Annotated in this window: 15 protein-coding genes; 12 read left to right on the top strand and 3 right to left on the bottom strand. The window is 61.4% G+C overall.

Annotated elements, in window-relative coordinates:
• Nucleotides 1-232: 232 nt before the first annotated feature.
• From B0G76_RS11915 to B0G76_RS11900, 4 genes are all read left to right on the top strand, one after another.
• On the top strand, nt 233-1834 hold the full coding sequence (locus B0G76_RS11915) for an ABC transporter ATP-binding protein (protein ID WP_120292334.1): 1602 nt from the start codon (nt 233-235) through the stop codon (nt 1832-1834).
• 65 nt (nt 1835-1899) lie between these two features.
• Nucleotides 1900-3006 (top strand): ABC transporter permease, encoded by a 1107-nt coding sequence (locus B0G76_RS11910; RefSeq protein ID WP_120292332.1) that lies wholly within the window; start codon nt 1900-1902, stop codon nt 3004-3006.
• 18 nt (nt 3007-3024) lie between these two features.
• On the top strand, nt 3025-3954 hold the full coding sequence (locus B0G76_RS11905; protein ID WP_120292330.1) for an ABC transporter permease: 930 nt from the start codon (nt 3025-3027) through the stop codon (nt 3952-3954).
• 67 nt (nt 3955-4021) lie between these two features.
• Entirely contained in the window at nt 4022-5116 is a 1095-nt protein-coding gene (locus tag B0G76_RS11900) for a BMP family ABC transporter substrate-binding protein (RefSeq protein WP_120292328.1), read from the top strand.
• Nucleotides 5117-5269: 153 nt separating this feature from the next.
• On the opposite strand, the gene B0G76_RS11895 is transcribed toward B0G76_RS11900, so the two are convergent.
• Nucleotides 5270-5476 carry a dodecin gene (locus B0G76_RS11895; RefSeq protein WP_120292326.1) on the bottom strand — a complete coding sequence of 69 codons (207 nt, stop codon included), beginning with the start codon at nt 5474-5476 and terminating at the stop codon, nt 5270-5272.
• A 172-nt stretch (nt 5477-5648) separates the two neighbouring features.
• Here B0G76_RS11895 and B0G76_RS11890 point away from each other — a divergent pair, with 172 nt between their 5' ends.
• From B0G76_RS11890 to B0G76_RS11875, 4 genes are all read left to right on the top strand, one after another.
• Entirely contained in the window at nt 5649-6581 is a 933-nt protein-coding gene (locus B0G76_RS11890) for an NAD(P)-dependent oxidoreductase (RefSeq protein WP_120292324.1), read from the top strand.
• A 122-nt stretch (nt 6582-6703) separates the two neighbouring features.
• Nucleotides 6704-8296, top strand: coding sequence for an ABC-F family ATPase (locus B0G76_RS11885; protein ID WP_120296328.1), 1593 nt, complete (start codon nt 6704-6706; stop codon nt 8294-8296).
• Between the two features lie 229 nt (nt 8297-8525).
• The gene (locus tag B0G76_RS11880) at nt 8526-9716 is read left to right on the top strand and encodes a nitronate monooxygenase family protein (RefSeq protein WP_120292322.1); all 1191 of its coding nucleotides are present in this window, start codon (nt 8526-8528) and stop codon (nt 9714-9716) included.
• A 70-nt stretch (nt 9717-9786) separates the two neighbouring features.
• Complete coding sequence (locus B0G76_RS11875) at nt 9787-10443, top strand: OmpW family protein (protein WP_120292320.1); 657 nt, start codon at nt 9787-9789, stop codon at nt 10441-10443.
• A 122-nt stretch (nt 10444-10565) separates the two neighbouring features.
• On the opposite strand, the gene B0G76_RS11870 is transcribed toward B0G76_RS11875, so the two are convergent.
• The gene (locus B0G76_RS11870; RefSeq protein WP_120292318.1) at nt 10566-10769 is read right to left on the bottom strand and encodes a DUF1289 domain-containing protein; all 204 of its coding nucleotides are present in this window, start codon (nt 10767-10769) and stop codon (nt 10566-10568) included.
• 521 nt (nt 10770-11290) lie between these two features.
• Between B0G76_RS11870 and B0G76_RS11865 the strand changes: the two genes are divergently transcribed.
• The 4 genes from B0G76_RS11865 (at nt 11291) to B0G76_RS11850 (ending at nt 15394) form a co-directional block, all read left to right on the top strand.
• Nucleotides 11291-12391, top strand: a complete 1101-nt coding sequence (locus tag B0G76_RS11865; protein WP_120292316.1) for a polyamine ABC transporter substrate-binding protein — start codon at nt 11291-11293, stop codon at nt 12389-12391.
• Nucleotides 12392-12483: 92 nt separating this feature from the next.
• Nucleotides 12484-13650, top strand: coding sequence for an ABC transporter ATP-binding protein (locus B0G76_RS11860; protein ID WP_183082030.1), 1167 nt, complete (start codon nt 12484-12486; stop codon nt 13648-13650).
• Complete coding sequence (locus B0G76_RS11855; protein ID WP_120292314.1) at nt 13647-14576, top strand: ABC transporter permease subunit; 930 nt, start codon at nt 13647-13649, stop codon at nt 14574-14576. The genes B0G76_RS11860 and B0G76_RS11855 overlap by 4 nt, the downstream gene beginning before the upstream one ends.
• Nucleotides 14576-15394: an ABC transporter permease subunit gene (locus B0G76_RS11850; protein WP_120292312.1), complete on the top strand. Its 819-nt coding sequence runs from the start codon at nt 14576-14578 to the stop codon at nt 15392-15394. Before B0G76_RS11855 ends, B0G76_RS11850 begins: the two co-directional genes overlap by 1 nt.
• A 316-nt stretch (nt 15395-15710) precedes the next feature.
• Here the strand turns inward: B0G76_RS11850 and B0G76_RS11845 are convergent, their stop codons facing one another.
• A complete protein-coding gene (locus tag B0G76_RS11845) occupies nt 15711-16658 on the bottom strand; it encodes an IS110 family transposase (protein ID WP_120292310.1) in 948 nt (315 codons plus the stop codon).
• Nucleotides 16659-16718 lie beyond the last annotated feature (60 nt).

Genomic DNA, 16718 nt, shown 5'->3' with positions numbered 1-16718 from the left:
TTCTGGCTGATCGAGCGGGCGTGGGTATATATGGCTTTTAATATGAACACAAAGCCACGTCAAGAGTGGGATACCCGCAGAGCAAGCTGCGACGGGGGTTTGCGGGGAATTTTGACGGCTCGACTGAGCGGGTCGATTTAGGTATTGTCATCCGGTTGTGGTGACGGATCGCTTGCTGACAGGGCGGGCGGACGCGCTGTAACCGGCAGTCTCCGACGTACTACGGAATCACATGAGCGACTCTTTTTATAGCGACGGCGCCGCCGCGCAGCCGGCAAGCAGGCCGGAACAGGCGGCGCCCCGGCTGATGCTTCAGGGCATCACCAAACAATATCCGGCCGTGCGCGCCAACGACGACGTCACGTTGATCGTCGCGCCGGGTGAAATCCATGCCGTGCTCGGCGAGAACGGCGCCGGCAAAAGCACACTGATGAAGATCATCTACGGCGCGGTGCGGCCCGACGCCGGCGAGATCCACTGGGAAGGTCAACCGGTCGAGATCGCGAGCCCGGCGGCGGCGCGCAAGCTCGGCATCGGCATGGTGTTCCAGCATTTCTCGTTGTTCGAGACGCTCACGGTCGGCGAAAACATTGCGCTCGCGCTCGACGAACCGTTCGATCTGAAGACGCTCGCCAAGCGTATCCGCGAAGTCTCCGCCGACTACGGCCTCGACATCGACCCGCAACGTCACGTGCATAGCCTGACGGTGGGCGAGCGGCAACGCGTCGAAATCGTGCGTTGCCTGCTGCAGAACCCTCGTCTGCTGATCATGGACGAACCGACTTCGGTGCTCACGCCGCAAGCGGTGCGCAAGCTCTTCGAGACGCTCCGGCGTCTCGCGGCGGAAGGGTGCAGCATCCTCTACATCAGCCACAAGCTCGACGAAATCCAGGAGCTGTGTGACACCGCCACGGTGATGCGCGGCGGCCGCGTGACCGGTCACGTAAAACCGAAACAGGAAACGCATGCGTCGCTCGCGCAGTTGATGGTCGGCCATTCGCTGCCCGATTACACCCGGCGCGAGCACACGCCGGGCGCCGTGCTGCTCGATGTAAAGCAGTTGTCGGTGGAGAGCGACGACCCGTTCGGCACCTCGCTCGACAACGTATCGTTCGGCGTGCATGCCGGCGAGATCTTCGGCATCGCGGGCGTCTCGGGCAACGGGCAGGCTGAATTGCTATCGGCCCTGTCGGGGGAGAAGCGCGGCACGCGCGCCGATGCGGTCACGATCTGCGGCAAGGCGGCAGGGCGCCTCGGCGCAGGCGGCCGTCGCGCGCTCGGTTTCGGTTTTGTGCCGGAAGAGCGTCTGGGCCGGGGCGCAGTGCCGGCGATGACACTGTCGGAAAACGCACTGCTTACGGCGCATCGTCAGCAGATGGTGAACACCGGCTGGATCAGGGCGGGCGCGATGCGCGCCTTCGCCAGGCGTTGCATCGAAGCCTTCGACGTGCGCTGTGGCGGCTCGGAAGCATTGGCGCAAAGTCTCTCCGGCGGCAATCTGCAGAAATACATCATGGGCCGCGAAATTCTGCAGGCGCCCAAGGTGCTGGTGGTCGCGCAGCCGACGTGGGGCGTCGACGTCGGCGCGGCGGCTTTCATCCGTCAGCAGTTGCTCGATCTGTCGGCGCGCGGCGTGGCGATTCTGGTGATCTCGGAGGAGCTGGAAGAGTTGTTCGACATCTGCGATCGCATCGCGGTGCTTGCAGGCGGCAGACTTTCGCCAGTGCGCGCCACGGGAGCGACCAACGCCGAGGAAATCGGCCGCTGGATGGCGGGCCTGTTCGGCGACCGCGAGGGCGCGGCGCCTTCGGCGGAACAGCCGGCGCATGCCTGACCCGATCGATGCGCGACTTGCCGATCGACGTTAGAAACCAGAACCAGACCTAACCACACGCTCCCATGATTCTTCCGTATCGACTCGAAGCCCGCACGACGCCCTCGCGCACGATGCAGCTTGCCGTGCCGCTGATCGCCGCGTTGCTCACGCTCGCGATCGGCTTCCTGATCTTCAGCCTGGTCGGCCGTGATCCGCTCGAAGCCATGCACGCGTTTTTCATCGAACCGCTCTCCAGCGTGAACGGCTGGTCCGAACTGCTGCTGAAGGCTTCGCCCTTGTGCCTGATCGGCCTCGGCCTCGCGATCGGGTATCGCGCCAACGTCTGGAACATCGGCGCCGAAGGGCAGATGCTGCTCGGCGGCATCGCCGCCAGCGGCGTCGCGATCTATTTCGACCAGGCCACCGGCTGGTGGATTCTGCCGACCATGATGATCGCCGGCGTGCTCGGCGGCATGGCGTGGGCGGCGATTCCCGCGCTGCTGAAAAGCCGCTTCAACACCAACGAGATTCTCGTCAGCCTGATGCTCACGTATGTGGCGACGCAACTGCTGATCTATCTGGTGAGCGGCCCGTGGCGCGATCCGCAGGGCATGAATTTCCCACTCTCGGAGATGTTCAGCGGCGACGCGTTGTACCCGACGTTTTCCGGCGACTGGCACTGGAAATGGCTGCGCGGCACACGGCTGAACGCGTCGGTGTTCGTCACGCTGATCGCGATTCCATGCGTGTGGCTGTTCATGCGCAAGAGCTTCGCGGGTTACCGGATGAACGTCGGCGGTCTTGCTCCGCTCGCCGCGCGCTACGCCGGTTTCTCCGACAAAAAAACCATCTGGACGTCGCTGCTGATCAGCGGCGGTCTGGCGGGCCTCGCCGGCATGGGCGAGATATCCGGTCCGATCGGCCAGTTGCAGGCGACATGGTCGCCGGGTTACGGCTTCACCGCGATCATTGTCGTGTTCGTGGGGCGGCTGCATCCGCTCGGCATCGTGCTCGCGAGCCTGCTGATGGCGCTGCTGTACCTCGGCGGCGAAGCGGTGCAGACCTCGATGCAATTGCCGCAGGCGCTCTCCGGCGTGTTCCAGGGGCTGCTGCTGTTCTGCCTGCTGGGTGCCGACCTGTTCGTGAACTACCGCGTGCGTCGGCGCTCTGTCGCCGCGCAAGCCCACTGATTTTCCCGCCGGATCCCCATGGATATTCAACAAGCCAGCGCGCTCACCTCGAGCGCCGTCTCCGCCGCCATCCCGCTGATGTTCGCGGGCGCGGGCGAACTCGTCGCCGAGAAGTCGGGCGTGCTCAACCTCGGCGTCGAAGGCATGATGCTGATGGGCGCCGTGACCGGCTACGCGGTCACCGCCATTACCGGCAACCCGTGGCTCGGCGTGGTCGCCGCGATCGGCGCGGGCCTCGCGATGTCGCTGCTGTTCGCGTTCCTCACACTGACCATGCTCGCCAACCAGGTCGCCACCGGCCTGTCGCTGACGATCTTCGGGATTGGTTTGTCGGCCTATGTCGGCAAGCCGTACACGTCGGCCGCGGTGCGCGCCACGATCGACACGTGGACCATTCCGGGTCTCTCGAAGATTCCGGTGCTTGGGCCCGCGCTCTTCAGCCTGACGCCGCTCGACTACCTCGCGTTCCTGATGTTCGCGGTGATCTGGTGGTTTTTGTATCGCACGCGTGCGGGCCTCGTGCTGCGCTCGGTGGGCGAATCGCCGCAAGTGGCGCACTCGGTCGGCTTTCCGGTGATCGGCGTGCGTTACGGCGCTGTGGCCTTTGGCGGCGGCATGGCGGGGCTCGCGGGCGGTTATTACTCGATCGTTAACCTGCACTTGTGGCAGGAGCAGCTTACGTCGGGCCGCGGCTGGATCGCACTCGCGCTGGTGGTGTTCGCGACGTGGCGCCCGGGGCGTCTCTTGATCGGCGCGCTGCTGTTCGGCGCCGTGACCGGCCTGCAGTTCTACGCGCAGGCCATTGGCGTGCCGGTGCCGACGCAGCTTCTCGCGATGCTGCCGTACGTCGCCACTGTCGTCGTACTTGTGCTGATTTCGCGCAACCCGAACACGATTCGTCTGAATGCACCCGCGTCGCTCGGCAAGCCGTTTTTCTCGGCGGGCTGACACGCGTGTCGTTTCATATAACTGACCACACGTTTCAAATCAATCGACAAACACGACAGGAGAAAACATGAAGAGAAGAAATCTGCTGACCGCATTCGCCTGGGGCGCGGCCTCCCTGGCGCTTGCCGCACCGCTCGCGCAAACCGCGCAAGCGGCCGACGCGCCGGGCGTTGCGTTCGTCTACCTCGGCAATCCTGGCGACGCCGGCTGGACCTTCGCGCACGATCAGGGCTCGAAGGAAGCAGAAGCGAAGTTCGGCAACAAGATCAAGATCACCCGTATCGAGAACGTGCCGGAATCGGCCGACTCGGAACGCGTGTTCCGCGATCTGGCGAACAAGGGCAACAAGATCATCATCGGTTCGAGCTTCGGCTATCAGGACTTCGAACTGAAGGTCGCGAAAGATTTCCCCGATACGGTGTTCCTGCACGCAACCGGCTACAAGAAGGCGCCGAACTTCGGCACCTATGACGTGCGGATGTACCAGGGCGCGTATCTGGCAGGCGTCGCCGCGGGCTATGTGACGAAGACCAACACGCTCGGCTTCGTCGCCTCGGTGCCGATTCCTGAAGTGGTCCGCAACATCAACGCGTACACGCTCGGCGCGCGCTCGGTGAATCCGAAGATTCACACCAAGGTCATCTGGATCAACAGCTGGTTCGATCCGGGCAAGGAAAAGCAGGCCGCTGAAACGCTGATCGGCCAGGGTGCCGACGTGCTGCTGCAAAACACCGATTCGAGCGCGACGCTCGCGACAGCATCGGAAAAGCACGTACATGCGTTCGGATGGGATTCGGACATGAAGAAGTTTGGTCCCGAGGCCCACCTCGGGTCGGTGGTCGCGCATTGGGGCGTGTATTACAACTCGGCTATTCAGCAGGTGCTGGACGGCAAATGGAAGAACGATCCGGTGTGGTGGGGCATCCCGCAGAAGGCCGTCAATCTTGAAGACCTGAACACCTCGGCGATTTCGGCCGACGCGCAGAAGCAGGTCGCGGCAAAGCGTGATGAACTGGCGGGCGGCAAGTGGGACGTATTCACCGGCCCGATCAAGGACCAGTCCGGCGCCGTGAAGGTGCCGGCAGGCAAGACGCTGACCGATCTGGAACTGCAACGCCTGAACTGGTACGTGGAAGGCGTGGACGGCTCGCTGCCGAAGTAATCCGGCTTTCGCGGTCTTCGCTAGCGGATCGCGATCGGCTAATAATCGACCAGGCGGCGGTTTCAGCAACCGCTACTTTAAGGGGCTGCGTCCAGCGTGGACGCAGCTTTTTTTTGCTTCGGATTTTGCGTCGAAGATATATCAGGCGAAGCGCTAATCAATGCGCAAGCCGACCTTGATGGTCACCTGCCAGTAAGCGACCTTGTCGTTCTCGATCTGGCCCCGCGTTTCCGTCACTTCGAACCAGTGCAAGTTGCGCAGCGTCTTCGACGCTTTGGCAATCGCGGTGCAGATTGCGTCGTCGATCGATTTGGTCGATGAACCGGTCAGCTCGATTTGCTTGTAGACGTGTTCTGACATGGACTGTCTCCTTTGATCTTCGTTGGTGTGCAAAAAGTATAGGCAATGGATTGCCGCCAACATCGCTCGTATGGATCAGTCATCTCGCCCATCGCGCGCCCGATATGCCGCGGCGCGGCGAGGCCGTTATGATGTCCGCGCAACGCAACCTGAAACCTGACGAGGCTTGAAAGTGGAAATTGGTTTTTGCGGTCCCGGCCTGATGGGCGCGCCGATGATCCGGCATCTGCTCCGCGCGGGGCATACCGTGCATGTCTGGAATCGCACGCGGGCCAAGGCGGAAGCGTTGCTGGCGGACGGGGCCCAGGTGGTCGATACGCCACGCGAATTGGCCTCGAAGTGCGAAGCGGTGCTGCTGTGCGTCGCGGGCGCGGCGGCGGTCGAAGAAACGGTGTTCGGTGTAGAGGGACTGCTGAGCGTGGATGTCGCTGCGCCCGGGCGCGTGCGCTGGATCGTTGATCACTCGAGCATTCCGCCGGCCGCGACGAGGGCGTTCGCGCGGCGTGCGGCAACGATGGCGGACATGACGGCGGCAGAGGCGGGCAATGAGGGCGAGCGCGCCGCAAGCGTCGGCTGGATCGACGCGCCCGTATCCGGCGGCGTAGCGGGCGCGACGGCAGGCACGCTCGCGATCATGGCGGGCGGCGCCGCGGCGGACGTCGAGGCGGTGGCAAAGCTCCTCGGCGCCTATTCCGCTCGCGTCACGCACATGGGCGACGTCGGCGCGGGGCAAACCACCAAGCTTTGCAATCAGACCATCGTCACCGCGACCCTGGCGGCGATCGCCGAGGCGGTGAGTCTTGCGCAGCGCAGCGGTATCGACGCCTCCAAACTGACGGAAGGCCTGGCCGGCGGCTGGGCCGATTCGGCATTGCTGCAGATTTTCGTGCCACGCATGACGCAAAACGGCCTCGCGCCGATCGGCGCCTTCCGCACGTTCCAGAAGGACATCGACACGGTCGCCGCGACGGCGTACGAGACCGGCACACCGATGCCGGTTTCGTCGACAGTTCAGCAGTTGTTGCGGCTCGGCGCGGCGATGGGACTTGGCGAAGCCGATCTGTCGGCCTTCATCGACGTTTTGCAGACGCCGCGCGGCGGCTAGAAACCAAGCGGCGGGCGCGATTGCCGCGTCAAAGCGTGGAAGCACGGCGCGCGCGGGGTGAAGTCTCAATAACCTGCTAAAATATTAGGTTGTTCGCCGCAAATTCATTCAAAGGACGCGCCGTGCTGTCTACCGCCAATATCACCATGCAATTCGGGCCAAAGCCCCTCTTCGAGAACATCTCGGTCAAATTCGGGGGAGGGAGCCGCTATGGCCTGATTGGTGCGAACGGTTGCGGCAAGTCCACGTTCATGAAAATCCTGGGCAGCGATCTGGAACCGAGCTCCGGCAACGTGATGCTTGAGCCGAATGTGCGCCTCGGCAAACTGCGCCAGGACCAGTTCGCGTACGAAGACGTGCGCGTGCTCGACGTCGTGATGATGGGCCACGCCGAAATGTGGGCCGCGATGACCGAGCGCGACGCGATCTACGCGAACCCGGACGCTACCGACGACGACTACATGCACGCCGCCGAACTCGAAGCCAAGTTCGCCGAGTACGACGGTTACACGGCCGAAGCGCGCGCGGGCGAACTGCTGCTCGGCATCGGCATCGCGATCGAAGACCATAACGGCCCGATGAGCAACGTCGCGCCGGGCTGGAAGCTGCGCGTGCTGCTCGCGCAGGCGCTGTTCTCGAAGCCGGACGTGCTGCTGCTGGACGAACCGACCAACAACCTGGACATCAACTCGATCCGTTGGCTGGAAGACGTGCTCAACCAGTACAACTCGACGATGATCATCATTTCGCACGATCGTCACTTTTTGAACCAGGTTTGCACGCACATGGCCGACATGGACTTCGGTACGCTGAAGGTCTATCCGGGCAACTACGACGACTACATGCTGGCGAGCACGCAGGCGCGCGAGCGTCAGCAGAACGCCAACGCCAAGGCGAAGGAGCGCGTCGCCGACCTGCAGGACTTCGTGCGCCGCTTCTCGGCGAACAAGTCGAAGGCGCGTCAGGCTACCAGCCGTCTGAAGATGATCGACAAGATCAAGATCGAGGAATTCAAGCCGTCGTCGCGGCAGAACCCGTTCATCCGCTTCGAGTATGAGAAGAAGCTGCACAACATTGCCGTGGTGGCGGACAAGATTTCGAAGAAGTACGAGCGCTCGATCTTCAACGATTTCAGCATTAGCGTGCAGCCGGGCGAGCGGATCGCGATCATCGGCGAAAACGGCGCGGGCAAGACCACGCTGCTGCGCTCGCTGCTCGGCAAGCTCACGCTGGATCACGGCACGGTGAAGTGGGCTGAAAACGCGAACATCGGTTACATGCCGCAGGATACGTACGAGGAATTCCCGGACGACGTCACGCTGATGGACTGGATCGACGGCTACCGCCAGGAAGGCGACGACGAGCAGATGGTGCGAGGCACGCTCGGTCGCCTGCTGTTCAATGCCGATGACATCCGCAAGTCGGTCAAGGTGCTCTCGGGTGGTGAGAAGGGCCGCATGATCTGGGGCAAGCTGATGCTGGGCCGCCACAACGTGATGCTGATGGACGAGCCGACCAACCACATGGACATGGAATCGATCGAGTCGCTGCAGATCGCGCTCGATAAGTACGAAGGCACGCTGATTTTCGTGTCGCACGACCGTGAGTTCGTGAGCGGCCTCGCGAACCGGGTCATCGAAGTGAAGACCGATGGCTCGCTGAACGACTTCGGCGGCAACTATGAAGACTTCCTCGCGAGCCAGGGCGTGCAGTAAGCGTCCTGGTTTCACGGTGTAGCGTTAAGCAAAGCCCGCTTCCTCGAAGCGGGCTTTTTTCATGGTGCGTGTCTTGCGGGAAGCGCCATCAAATTCACCGTGAAGTGACCAGCATCAACCGACCAGACTCAAAACCAGACCAACAAACACGCTCATTGACCCAAAGCAACGCGCGCTGCGCCCGACGACCGATTATCTCCTTTTCGATAGTCCATCCATCAGGTCGTCAATGCACACCTCTCACTCGTTCCCACCCCTTGTTATCCGCGGCCGCTCGCTGCTTCCGATCGTGCAGGGCGGCATGGGCGTCGGCATCTCAGCCCACCGGCTGGCAGGCAGCGTCGCCCGTGAAGGCGCCATGGGCACCATCGCCAGCATCGATCTGCGCCATCATCATCGCGATCTGATCGAACTCTGCCGGCAATCGCCTGACCGGACTACGCTCGAACAGGCGAATCTCACCGCGCTGGCGCGAGAAATCCACGCCGCCAAAGGTCTCGCCAACGGCCGCGGCATGATAGCCGTCAACGTGATGAAAGCCGTCAACGCGCAAGCAGACTACGTGCGCGTCGCCTGCGAAAACGGCGCTGACGCAATCGTCATGGGCGCGGGCCTGCCGCTCGACTTGCCGGACATGACGCAAGGCCACGATATCGCGCTGATCCCGATCCTGTCGGATAGCCGCGGTGCCGCACTGGTGCTGAAAAAGTGGATAAAGAAGGGCCGTTTGCCCGACGCTGTCGTGATTGAACATCCGGCTCATGCGGGCGGTCATCTCGGCGTGACCAACCTCGCTGACCTGCAGGATCCTCGCTTCGATTTCCTGCGCGTACTGGAGCAACTCGATGCGGTATTCACGTCGCTCGGCTTGAGTCGCAAGGACGTGCCCGTGATCGTCGCGGGCGGCATCAACAGTCACGAAGCCGTGCGCGAACTACTGACCGCGGGTGCCGGCGGCGTGCAACTCGGCACGCCGTTCGCCGTGACCGAAGAAGGCGACGCGCATCCGAACTTCAAGCGCGTGCTGGCTGAAGCGACGCCTGACGACATCGTCGAATTCGTCAGCGTAACGGGGCTGCCCGCGCGCGCCGTGAAAACGCCCTGGCTGATGCGATATCTGCGTCACGAAACGAAAATCCGTGAGAAGGTCGGCGCGCTCAAACACGCCTGTCCGACCGCGCTCGAATGTCTCAGCGTCTGCGGCTGGCGCGACGGTGTCGAGAAGTTCGGCCACTTCTGCATCGATACGCGACTCGCCGCGGCATTGCGTGGCGACGTGGCCAATGGTCTGTTCTTTCGTGGCCGTGAAGCCTTGCCGTTCGGCACGGCCATTCGCAGCGTTCACGACCTGATCGAGTTGTTACTGACCGGCGCGACGCGACCCGCTGTCGCAGGACGATGGGCGTTCTCGCTCGGTTGATGCGGGTCAACGTGAAACCTGACGAGATCTTCGACAATCCCCGCACGCAAACAAACATCCGGGGAAGCACATGAAGCACTCGTTCAGGAACAGAATCAGGGTCGCCGCCGTCGCGTCGTGCCTGCTAGGCGCGGGCGCACTGGCTCCACAAGCCCAGGCCGCTGGCGACGACCCGATGAACGGCATACACGCCGGCGACATCCTGGTGCGTCTGCGCGCAATCAGCATCATGCCGAACGTGGAGACCAACCACACGCTGTCGGCGCTCAACGTGGGCGTCAACAACGCCATCGTGCCGGAGCTGGATCTGACCTACATGATCCGCGATTACCTGGGCGTCGAACTGATTCTCGGCACGTCGCGCCATCAGCTGACGTCGAGCCTTGGCAATCTTGGTGGTGTGAACGTGTTACCACCCACGCTGCTGCTGCAATATCACTTCAACCACGCGGGGCGTATCCGTCCGTACGTTGGCGCGGGCCTGAACTACACGTTGTTCTATAACAACGGCCTGAATGCAGGCGGCCAGCCGATCTCGATCACCAACCACAGCTTTGGCCCCGCGCTACAGGCCGGCGTGGACGTGCAGGTGACCAGGTCGCTGTTCGTCAATGCGGACATCAAGAAGATCTGGATGCACACCGACGCAACGCTTGGCGGTCAATCGCTCGGCCGGCTGAATATCGATCCGGTGGTGGTGGGTCTCGGTGTCGGTATGCGGTTCTGATCACCGCGCTTGAGAAGCTGCGCTCGTCATGCAAAAACGCCGGAATGTCCGGCGTTTTTTATTGCAATCTCAATCCTGATCGGGAGGCGAATTCGCCGGCAGGAGGCCACGCCGCAAGGCGGCTACAGCTTATCGTTCTTGAAACGCATCGCGGTGCCTTCCTGCTCGATGCGTACCCATACGGCGCGCTTTTCCTCGTCGCTCAGGAACACCCAGTTGGACACTTCGGTGGCGGTACGGCCGCAGCCTTTGCAGACTTCGTCGAAAAGCGTGGAACAGACGCCGATGCACGGGCTGTCGGGAAGAGCGTGGAGATTCGAAGCCATCGGAAACCTTGGGGCGGAGAAGCGGAGTTCCGCTATGTTAAACGATGCGGCGAGCGTGCCTCGGTGTTGCGCTCGTCGTGGCGCGAAGGCATGCACGGTTGGCAGTATCCGCTGCCGCGTCCGCTCCTATTCGAATCCCCTCAGCGCGCAAACCGGAGAATGCTTACAAAACCACTTCATATCGAGGCTAGCCGTACGGCATAAAATTCCTGAAAGGCGGGCTCTGGTTGCCACCCCAATGCGAACCGGGTCCGGCGAGGTCGCCGCAACTTGACAGCGAGATGACACCGAGGCTGCCACTGGTGTTTTTTTCGGGTAGACAGGCGCCAATAACCCGCTAAAATTGCGGCCATTTTGTAGCGGCGCGGCTTGCGCTGTACCGTTTGCGCGACAGCTCAGCATTTTTTTTGGTGCGCGCAATAATTAATGGTAGTTTTCGGGTTTTTCAGGGGAGCCGCGTGCGGTGTGCTGCGGCGTGGGCGAAGACGGCCGGCTGAGGCCGGTCAGCATCGGAGAACGGGATGAAAAGACGGGTAGTGGTGCAGGTGGCGGCGCTGGTCTTGTGTGCGACGCCGTGGTTGACGGCCGCTGCGAAAGATACGCAGCTGAACGTGTATAACTGGTCCGATTACATTGCCAAGGACACCATTCCGAACTTCACCAAGCAGTCTGGCGTCCAGGTCAAATACGACAACTACGACAGCGACGACACGCTGCAGGCCAAGCTCCTCACCGGCAATTCGGGTTACGACATCGTCGTGCCGACCAGCAACTACGCCGGCAAGCAGATCGCCGCCGGCATCTTCGCGCCGCTCGACAAATCGAAGCTGCCGAACCTCAAATACCTCGATCCTTCGCTGATGGCCCTCGTGGCCGGCGCCGACCCGGGCAACAAGTTCACGGTACCTTGGGCATACGGCACGACCGGCCTTGGCTACAACGTCACCAAGGCGCAGCAGATCCTCGGCAAGAACGTGCCGCTCGATAGCTGGGACGTTCTCTTCAAGCCGGAAAATATTTCGAAGCTGAAGGCTTGCGGCGTGTCCGTGCTCGACGCGCCGGACCAGATGTTCGCCGCCGCGCTGCATTACATCGGCAAAGATCCGATGAGCACGAACCCGGCCGACTACCGCGCCGCGCTCGAGATGATGAAGAAGATCCGCCCGTACATCACGCAATTCAACTCGTCGGGCTACATCAACGATCTGGTCGGCGGCGACGTGTGCTTCGCGTACGGCTGGTCGGGCGACGTCGTGATCGCCAAGCATCGTGCGGTCGAAGCGAAGAAGGCCTACAAGATCGAGTATTACATTCCGAAGGGCGGCGCCCCGGTATGGTTCGACGTGATGGCGATTCCGAAGGACGCGAAGAACAAGGAAGCAGCGTTCGAGTGGATCAACTACATCGAAACGCCGCAAGTCCATGCCGCGATCACCAACGCCGTCTACTACCCGAGCGCCAACCTCGAAGCGCGCAAGTACGTGGACAAGGACGTGGCGAATGACCCGGCCGTGTACCCGTCGCCTGAAGTCATCAAGACACTGTTCCTGCTGAAGCCGTTGCCGCCGGAAATCCAGCGGCTGCAAACGCGGCTGTGGACTGAATTCAAGTCCGGCCGCTGATCCACGGTCAGAGTGAACGGGTAAGTATCATCATGAAGCCCTCGGTGTCCACCGGGGGCTTTGTTCGTCAAACGCCGGAGTAAAGCATAGTGATGAGTAGTGACCAGTCGGGCGCGCTGGCAGGGGCCGCCGCATCATTCCCGGGTCTGAACGCCGAAGCGGGCGATGCAGCAGAGAATTTCGTCCAGATCGTCGACATCGTGAAGAAGTTCGGCGAGACCGCCGCGGTCAAAGGGGTCAACCTGTCGGTGAAGAAGGGCGAGCTGTTCGCGCTGCTCGGCAGTTCCGGCTGTGGCAAGTCGACCTTGTTGCGCATGCTGGCTGGCCTTGAGTCGATCACGTCGGGCAAGATCCTGATCGACGGCGAAGATCTCGCGCTATTGCCGCCTTATCGCCGGCCGGTCAACATGATGTTCCAGTCGTACGCGCTGTTTCCGCACATGACGGTCGAGGCCAACGTCGCCTTCGGCCTGAAGCAGGAAGGCGTGCCGAAATCCGAACTGAAAGACCGCGTGCAGACCGCGCTCGATCTCGTGCAGATGGGCCGCTTTGCGAAGCGCAAACCGCATCAGCTTTCCGGCGGTCAGCAGCAGCGGGTGGCGCTCGCGCGCTCGCTCGTCAAGCGACCGAAGCTGTTGTTGCTCGACGAGCCGATGTCCGCGCTCGACAAACAGATTCGTCAGCGCACGCAGATCGAACTGGTCAATATTCTCGACAAGGTCGGCGTGACCTGCATGATGGTGACGCACGATCAGGAAGAGGCAATGACGATGGCCGACCGTCTCGCCGTGATGAGTGAAGGCGAGATCATCCAGCTCGGCACGCCGCACGAAGTGTACGAATATCCGAACAGCCGTTTTTCGGCCGAGTTCATCGGCTCGACCAATCTGTTCGACGGCAACGTTGTCGAAGACGAGCCCGATCACGTGTTCATCGAAACGCCCGACCTGCCGGTCCGTCTCTACGTGAGCCACGGCATCACGGGGCCGCTCGGCATGCCGGTGACGATCTCGGTGCGGCCCGAGCGCATTGCGCTCACCCGCAAGCCGCCCGAAGGCGCGTACAACTGGGGCAAGGGCGTCGTAACGAATATCGCTTACATGGGCGGCTATTCGCTGTACCACGTGAAGCTCGACGCCGGCAAAACGGTGATCGCCAACGTGACGAGCCTTGCATTGACGGAGATCGATCCGCCCACCTGGGGCGACGAGGTGTATGTGCGCTGGAGCGCATCGGCCGGCGTGGTGCTGACGTCATGAAGCGCTCGATCAGTTCTCTTGCGTCGTGGCCGGTGCGCCGTTTCAACCTGACCGGCCGCACCGCGGTGGTGGCCGGGCCGTTCATCTGGCTGCTGCTGTTTTTCCTCGTGCCGTTCCTGCTGGTCGTGAAGATCAGCTTTGCCGATTTGCAACTTGGCATTCCGCCCTATACGGAACTCACCACGTATACGGACGGCGTGATTCACGTCGCGCTGGACCTGTCGCACTATGCGTTTCTGCTGACCGACAGCCTGTATTTCGCGACCTATGTGAATTCGGTGGTGGTCGCGGCGGTGTCCACGTTGCTGTGTTTGCTGATCGGTTATCCGATGGCGTACTACATTGCGCGATCGAATCCGGCGAACCGCAATCTGCTGATGATGGCTGTGATGCTGCCATTCTGGACGTCGTTTCTGATTCGCGTGTATGCATGGATCGGTATCCTGAAGAACAACGGCCTGCTGAACAATTTTCTGATGTCGGTCGGGCTGATCCATACGCCGGTCGAGCTGTATCACACGAACACGGCGGTATACATCGGCATGGTGTATTCGTACCTGCCGTTTCTCGTGATGCCGCTGTACGCGCATCTGGTGAAGATGGACATGACTTTGCTGGAAGCCGCTTACGATCTCGGCGCGAAGCCGTGGCGGGCGTTCTGGCAGATCACTTTACCGCTGTCCAAGAACGGCATCATTGCCGGTTGTTTGCTGGTGTTCATTCCGGCGGTGGGCGAGTATGTGATTCCGGAATTGCTGGGCGGCGCGAACACGCTGATGATTGGCCGTGTGATGTGGAATGAGTTCTTCGACAATGCCGATTGGCCGATGGCGTCTGCCGTGACGTGCGCGATGGTGTTGTTGTTATTGGTGCCGATGGCGTTTTTCCAGTACGCGCAGGCGAAGGCGATGGAGGAACGGCGCTGATGAAACCGAACCGGATTTTGCAGTTCATTGCGTTGGGGATTGGGTTTCTGTTTCTCTACATTCCGATCGTGAGTCTGATTGTGTATTCGTTCAACGAATCGCAACTGGTCACGGTGTGGACGCGCTTTTCTACGCGCTGGTATGCGGCGTTGTTGCAGGACGACGAGTTGATTGCGGCAGCGTGGTTGTCGTTGCGTGTGGCGTTGTTGACGGCGTTTGCTTCGGTGATTATCGGCACGTGGGCCGGGTTTGTGTTGGCCCGCATGGGGCGGTTTCGTGGTTTTACCCTTTACACCGGGATGATCAATGCGCCGCTGGTGATTCCCGAGGTGATTCAGGGGATTTCGCTGCTGCTGCTTTTCATCGAAATGGCGAAGTGGTTGGGATGGCCTGCCGGGCGTGGCGTTTTCACGATCTGGATCGGGCACGTGATGTTGTGTATTTCCTATGTAGCCATCATCGTGCAGTCGCGTGTGAAGGAGTTGAATCCTTCTCTTGAGGAGGCTGCGCTTGATCTTGGGGCTACGCCGCTGAAGGTGTTTTTCTTTATTACGTTGCCGTTGATTTCGCAGGCTCTGGTTTCTGGGTGGTTGTTGTCGTTTACCTTGTCGATCGACGATCTGGTTTTGTCGGCGTTTTTGTCAGGGCCTGGGTCGACTACGCTGCCGCTGGTGGTTTTCTCTCGTGTTCGGCTTGGGTTGAATCCTGAGATGAATGCGTTGGCTACGCTGTTTATTGCTGTTGTTACGGTTGGGGTTGTTTTGGCTAACTATTTTATGCAGCGGGCTGAGAGGAAGAGGGCTGTTATGGCGGTATAGGTTTTTTGCCTGCTCGGCGCTTTGTTTGTCTGTGTTTTTATGGTGTTGGCCTTTCCTTGTTTTGTTAGTGGTCTATTAGCGTTGCCCCTGTGCGGGGCGGCACTCACTTCTCTTTGCCTGCCGCAAAGAGAAGCAACCGTATTGGAAGTCAAGCGGCGAGCAGTTACTCAAGATAGAAATTGTCAGCGTCAGGGAGCATTTTGCGCGCGCGAGTCGTCCTCGCGACCTGCACGATTGAGTGACCTGCACAAGGGTGGGCACGGGGGCCGCGAGTGCCTGGGTTAAAGCGCCACAGGCGGCTCAGCCATGCGGGAAGTCAGTCAGCCGATGGTCTCCATGGGGTCGAGTTGTGGACCATGGTGTTGAGCGTCACGATGAGCTTGCGAATGCACGCGGTCATGGCCACCTTGAACGGTTTGCCAGCCTTGCGCAGACGGTCGTAAAAGGCCCTGATCACCGGATTAAAGCGCAGCGCAGGTATGCAGGCCATGTAAAGCGCGCGCCGCACGATGGCACGACCGCCGTGAATGCGACGCTTGCCGGTGTGCTTGCCGCTGTCGCAATTGAACGGCGCGACGCCGGTAAGGGCGGCGATCTCGCGGCGGTTCAGCGAGCCGAGCTGGGGCATGAAGGCGATCAGCGTAGCCGCGGCACCGGGGCCGATACCGGGCACCGAGCGCAGCAGATCTTCCCTCTGGCGCCAGGCGGGCGAAGAGCGCATGAACGAATCGATGTCCTTGTCCGCGACGGTGAGCTGCTGTTTGAGCCATTTGATGTGGTCATTGAGGCTTTCCTTCGCCGCGGCGTGTGCGCGCTCCAGGCGGGCCTTCTCGGCCACGAGCATGTCGATGAGCTGGGCACGGCGCAGCAGCAGCGCTTGCAGCTGCTCGGTCTGCACATCGTTCAGTGGACGCACGACGGGTTTGATGACGGCGGCGAAATGGGCAATGACGAACGCGTCGATGCGGTCTGTCTTCGCCCGTTTGCCGGTGGCTTTGGCAAAGTCGCGCACCTGCCGGGGATTAACCGCGACAGCGGGCAGGCCGGCCTGACAGAGCGCCTTGAGCACGGCAAGTTCGAGCTTGCCGGTGGCCTCCATGACGATCAGGGTGGGACCCCGCGTGATCAGACGCTGGACCAGCTGGTCGATGGCGACGGTTTCATTGTCGACACTGAAATGTTCGGTCGTGTCGTGGATGGCAACGTCGAGGGTGCTACCGCTGACGTCGATGCCGATATAAACGGAAGAGGAAGTCTGGTTCATCACGGTAACAAAACAAGGAAAGGCCAGCGCCACAGGCAAACAACCAAGCGCCGGGCAGGC

It is taken from the genome of Paraburkholderia sp. BL23I1N1, from assembly GCF_003610295.1.
Classification (GTDB): domain Bacteria; phylum Pseudomonadota; class Gammaproteobacteria; order Burkholderiales; family Burkholderiaceae; genus Paraburkholderia.
This window is presented reverse-complemented; position numbering and strand designations above follow the sequence as displayed.

Bases quoted from the DNA above. Each gene is read 5' to 3' on its own strand.
- B0G76_RS11915 (WP_120292334.1), top strand. From the start codon at position 233: ATGAGCGACTCTTTTTATAGCGACGGCGCCGCCGCGCAGCCGGCAAGC.
- B0G76_RS11910 (WP_120292332.1), top strand. From the start codon at position 1,900: ATGATTCTTCCGTATCGACTCGAAGCCCGCACGACGCCCTCGCGCACG.
- B0G76_RS11905 (WP_120292330.1), top strand. From the start codon at position 3,025: ATGGATATTCAACAAGCCAGCGCGCTCACCTCGAGCGCCGTCTCCGCC.
- B0G76_RS11900 (WP_120292328.1), top strand. From the start codon at position 4,022: ATGAAGAGAAGAAATCTGCTGACCGCATTCGCCTGGGGCGCGGCCTCC.
- B0G76_RS11895 (WP_120292326.1), bottom strand. From the start codon at position 5,476: ATGTCAGAACACGTCTACAAGCAAATCGAGCTGACCGGTTCATCGACC.
- B0G76_RS11880 (WP_120292322.1), top strand. From the start codon at position 8,526: ATGCACACCTCTCACTCGTTCCCACCCCTTGTTATCCGCGGCCGCTCG.
- B0G76_RS11875 (WP_120292320.1), top strand. From the start codon at position 9,787: ATGAAGCACTCGTTCAGGAACAGAATCAGGGTCGCCGCCGTCGCGTCG.
- B0G76_RS11870 (WP_120292318.1), bottom strand. From the start codon at position 10,769: ATGGCTTCGAATCTCCACGCTCTTCCCGACAGCCCGTGCATCGGCGTC.
- B0G76_RS11865 (WP_120292316.1), top strand. From the start codon at position 11,291: ATGAAAAGACGGGTAGTGGTGCAGGTGGCGGCGCTGGTCTTGTGTGCG.
- B0G76_RS11860 (WP_183082030.1), top strand. From the start codon at position 12,484: ATGAGTAGTGACCAGTCGGGCGCGCTGGCAGGGGCCGCCGCATCATTC.
- B0G76_RS11855 (WP_120292314.1), top strand. From the start codon at position 13,647: ATGAAGCGCTCGATCAGTTCTCTTGCGTCGTGGCCGGTGCGCCGTTTC.
- B0G76_RS11850 (WP_120292312.1), top strand. From the start codon at position 14,576: ATGAAACCGAACCGGATTTTGCAGTTCATTGCGTTGGGGATTGGGTTT.
- B0G76_RS11845 (WP_120292310.1), bottom strand. From the start codon at position 16,658: ATGAACCAGACTTCCTCTTCCGTTTATATCGGCATCGACGTCAGCGGT.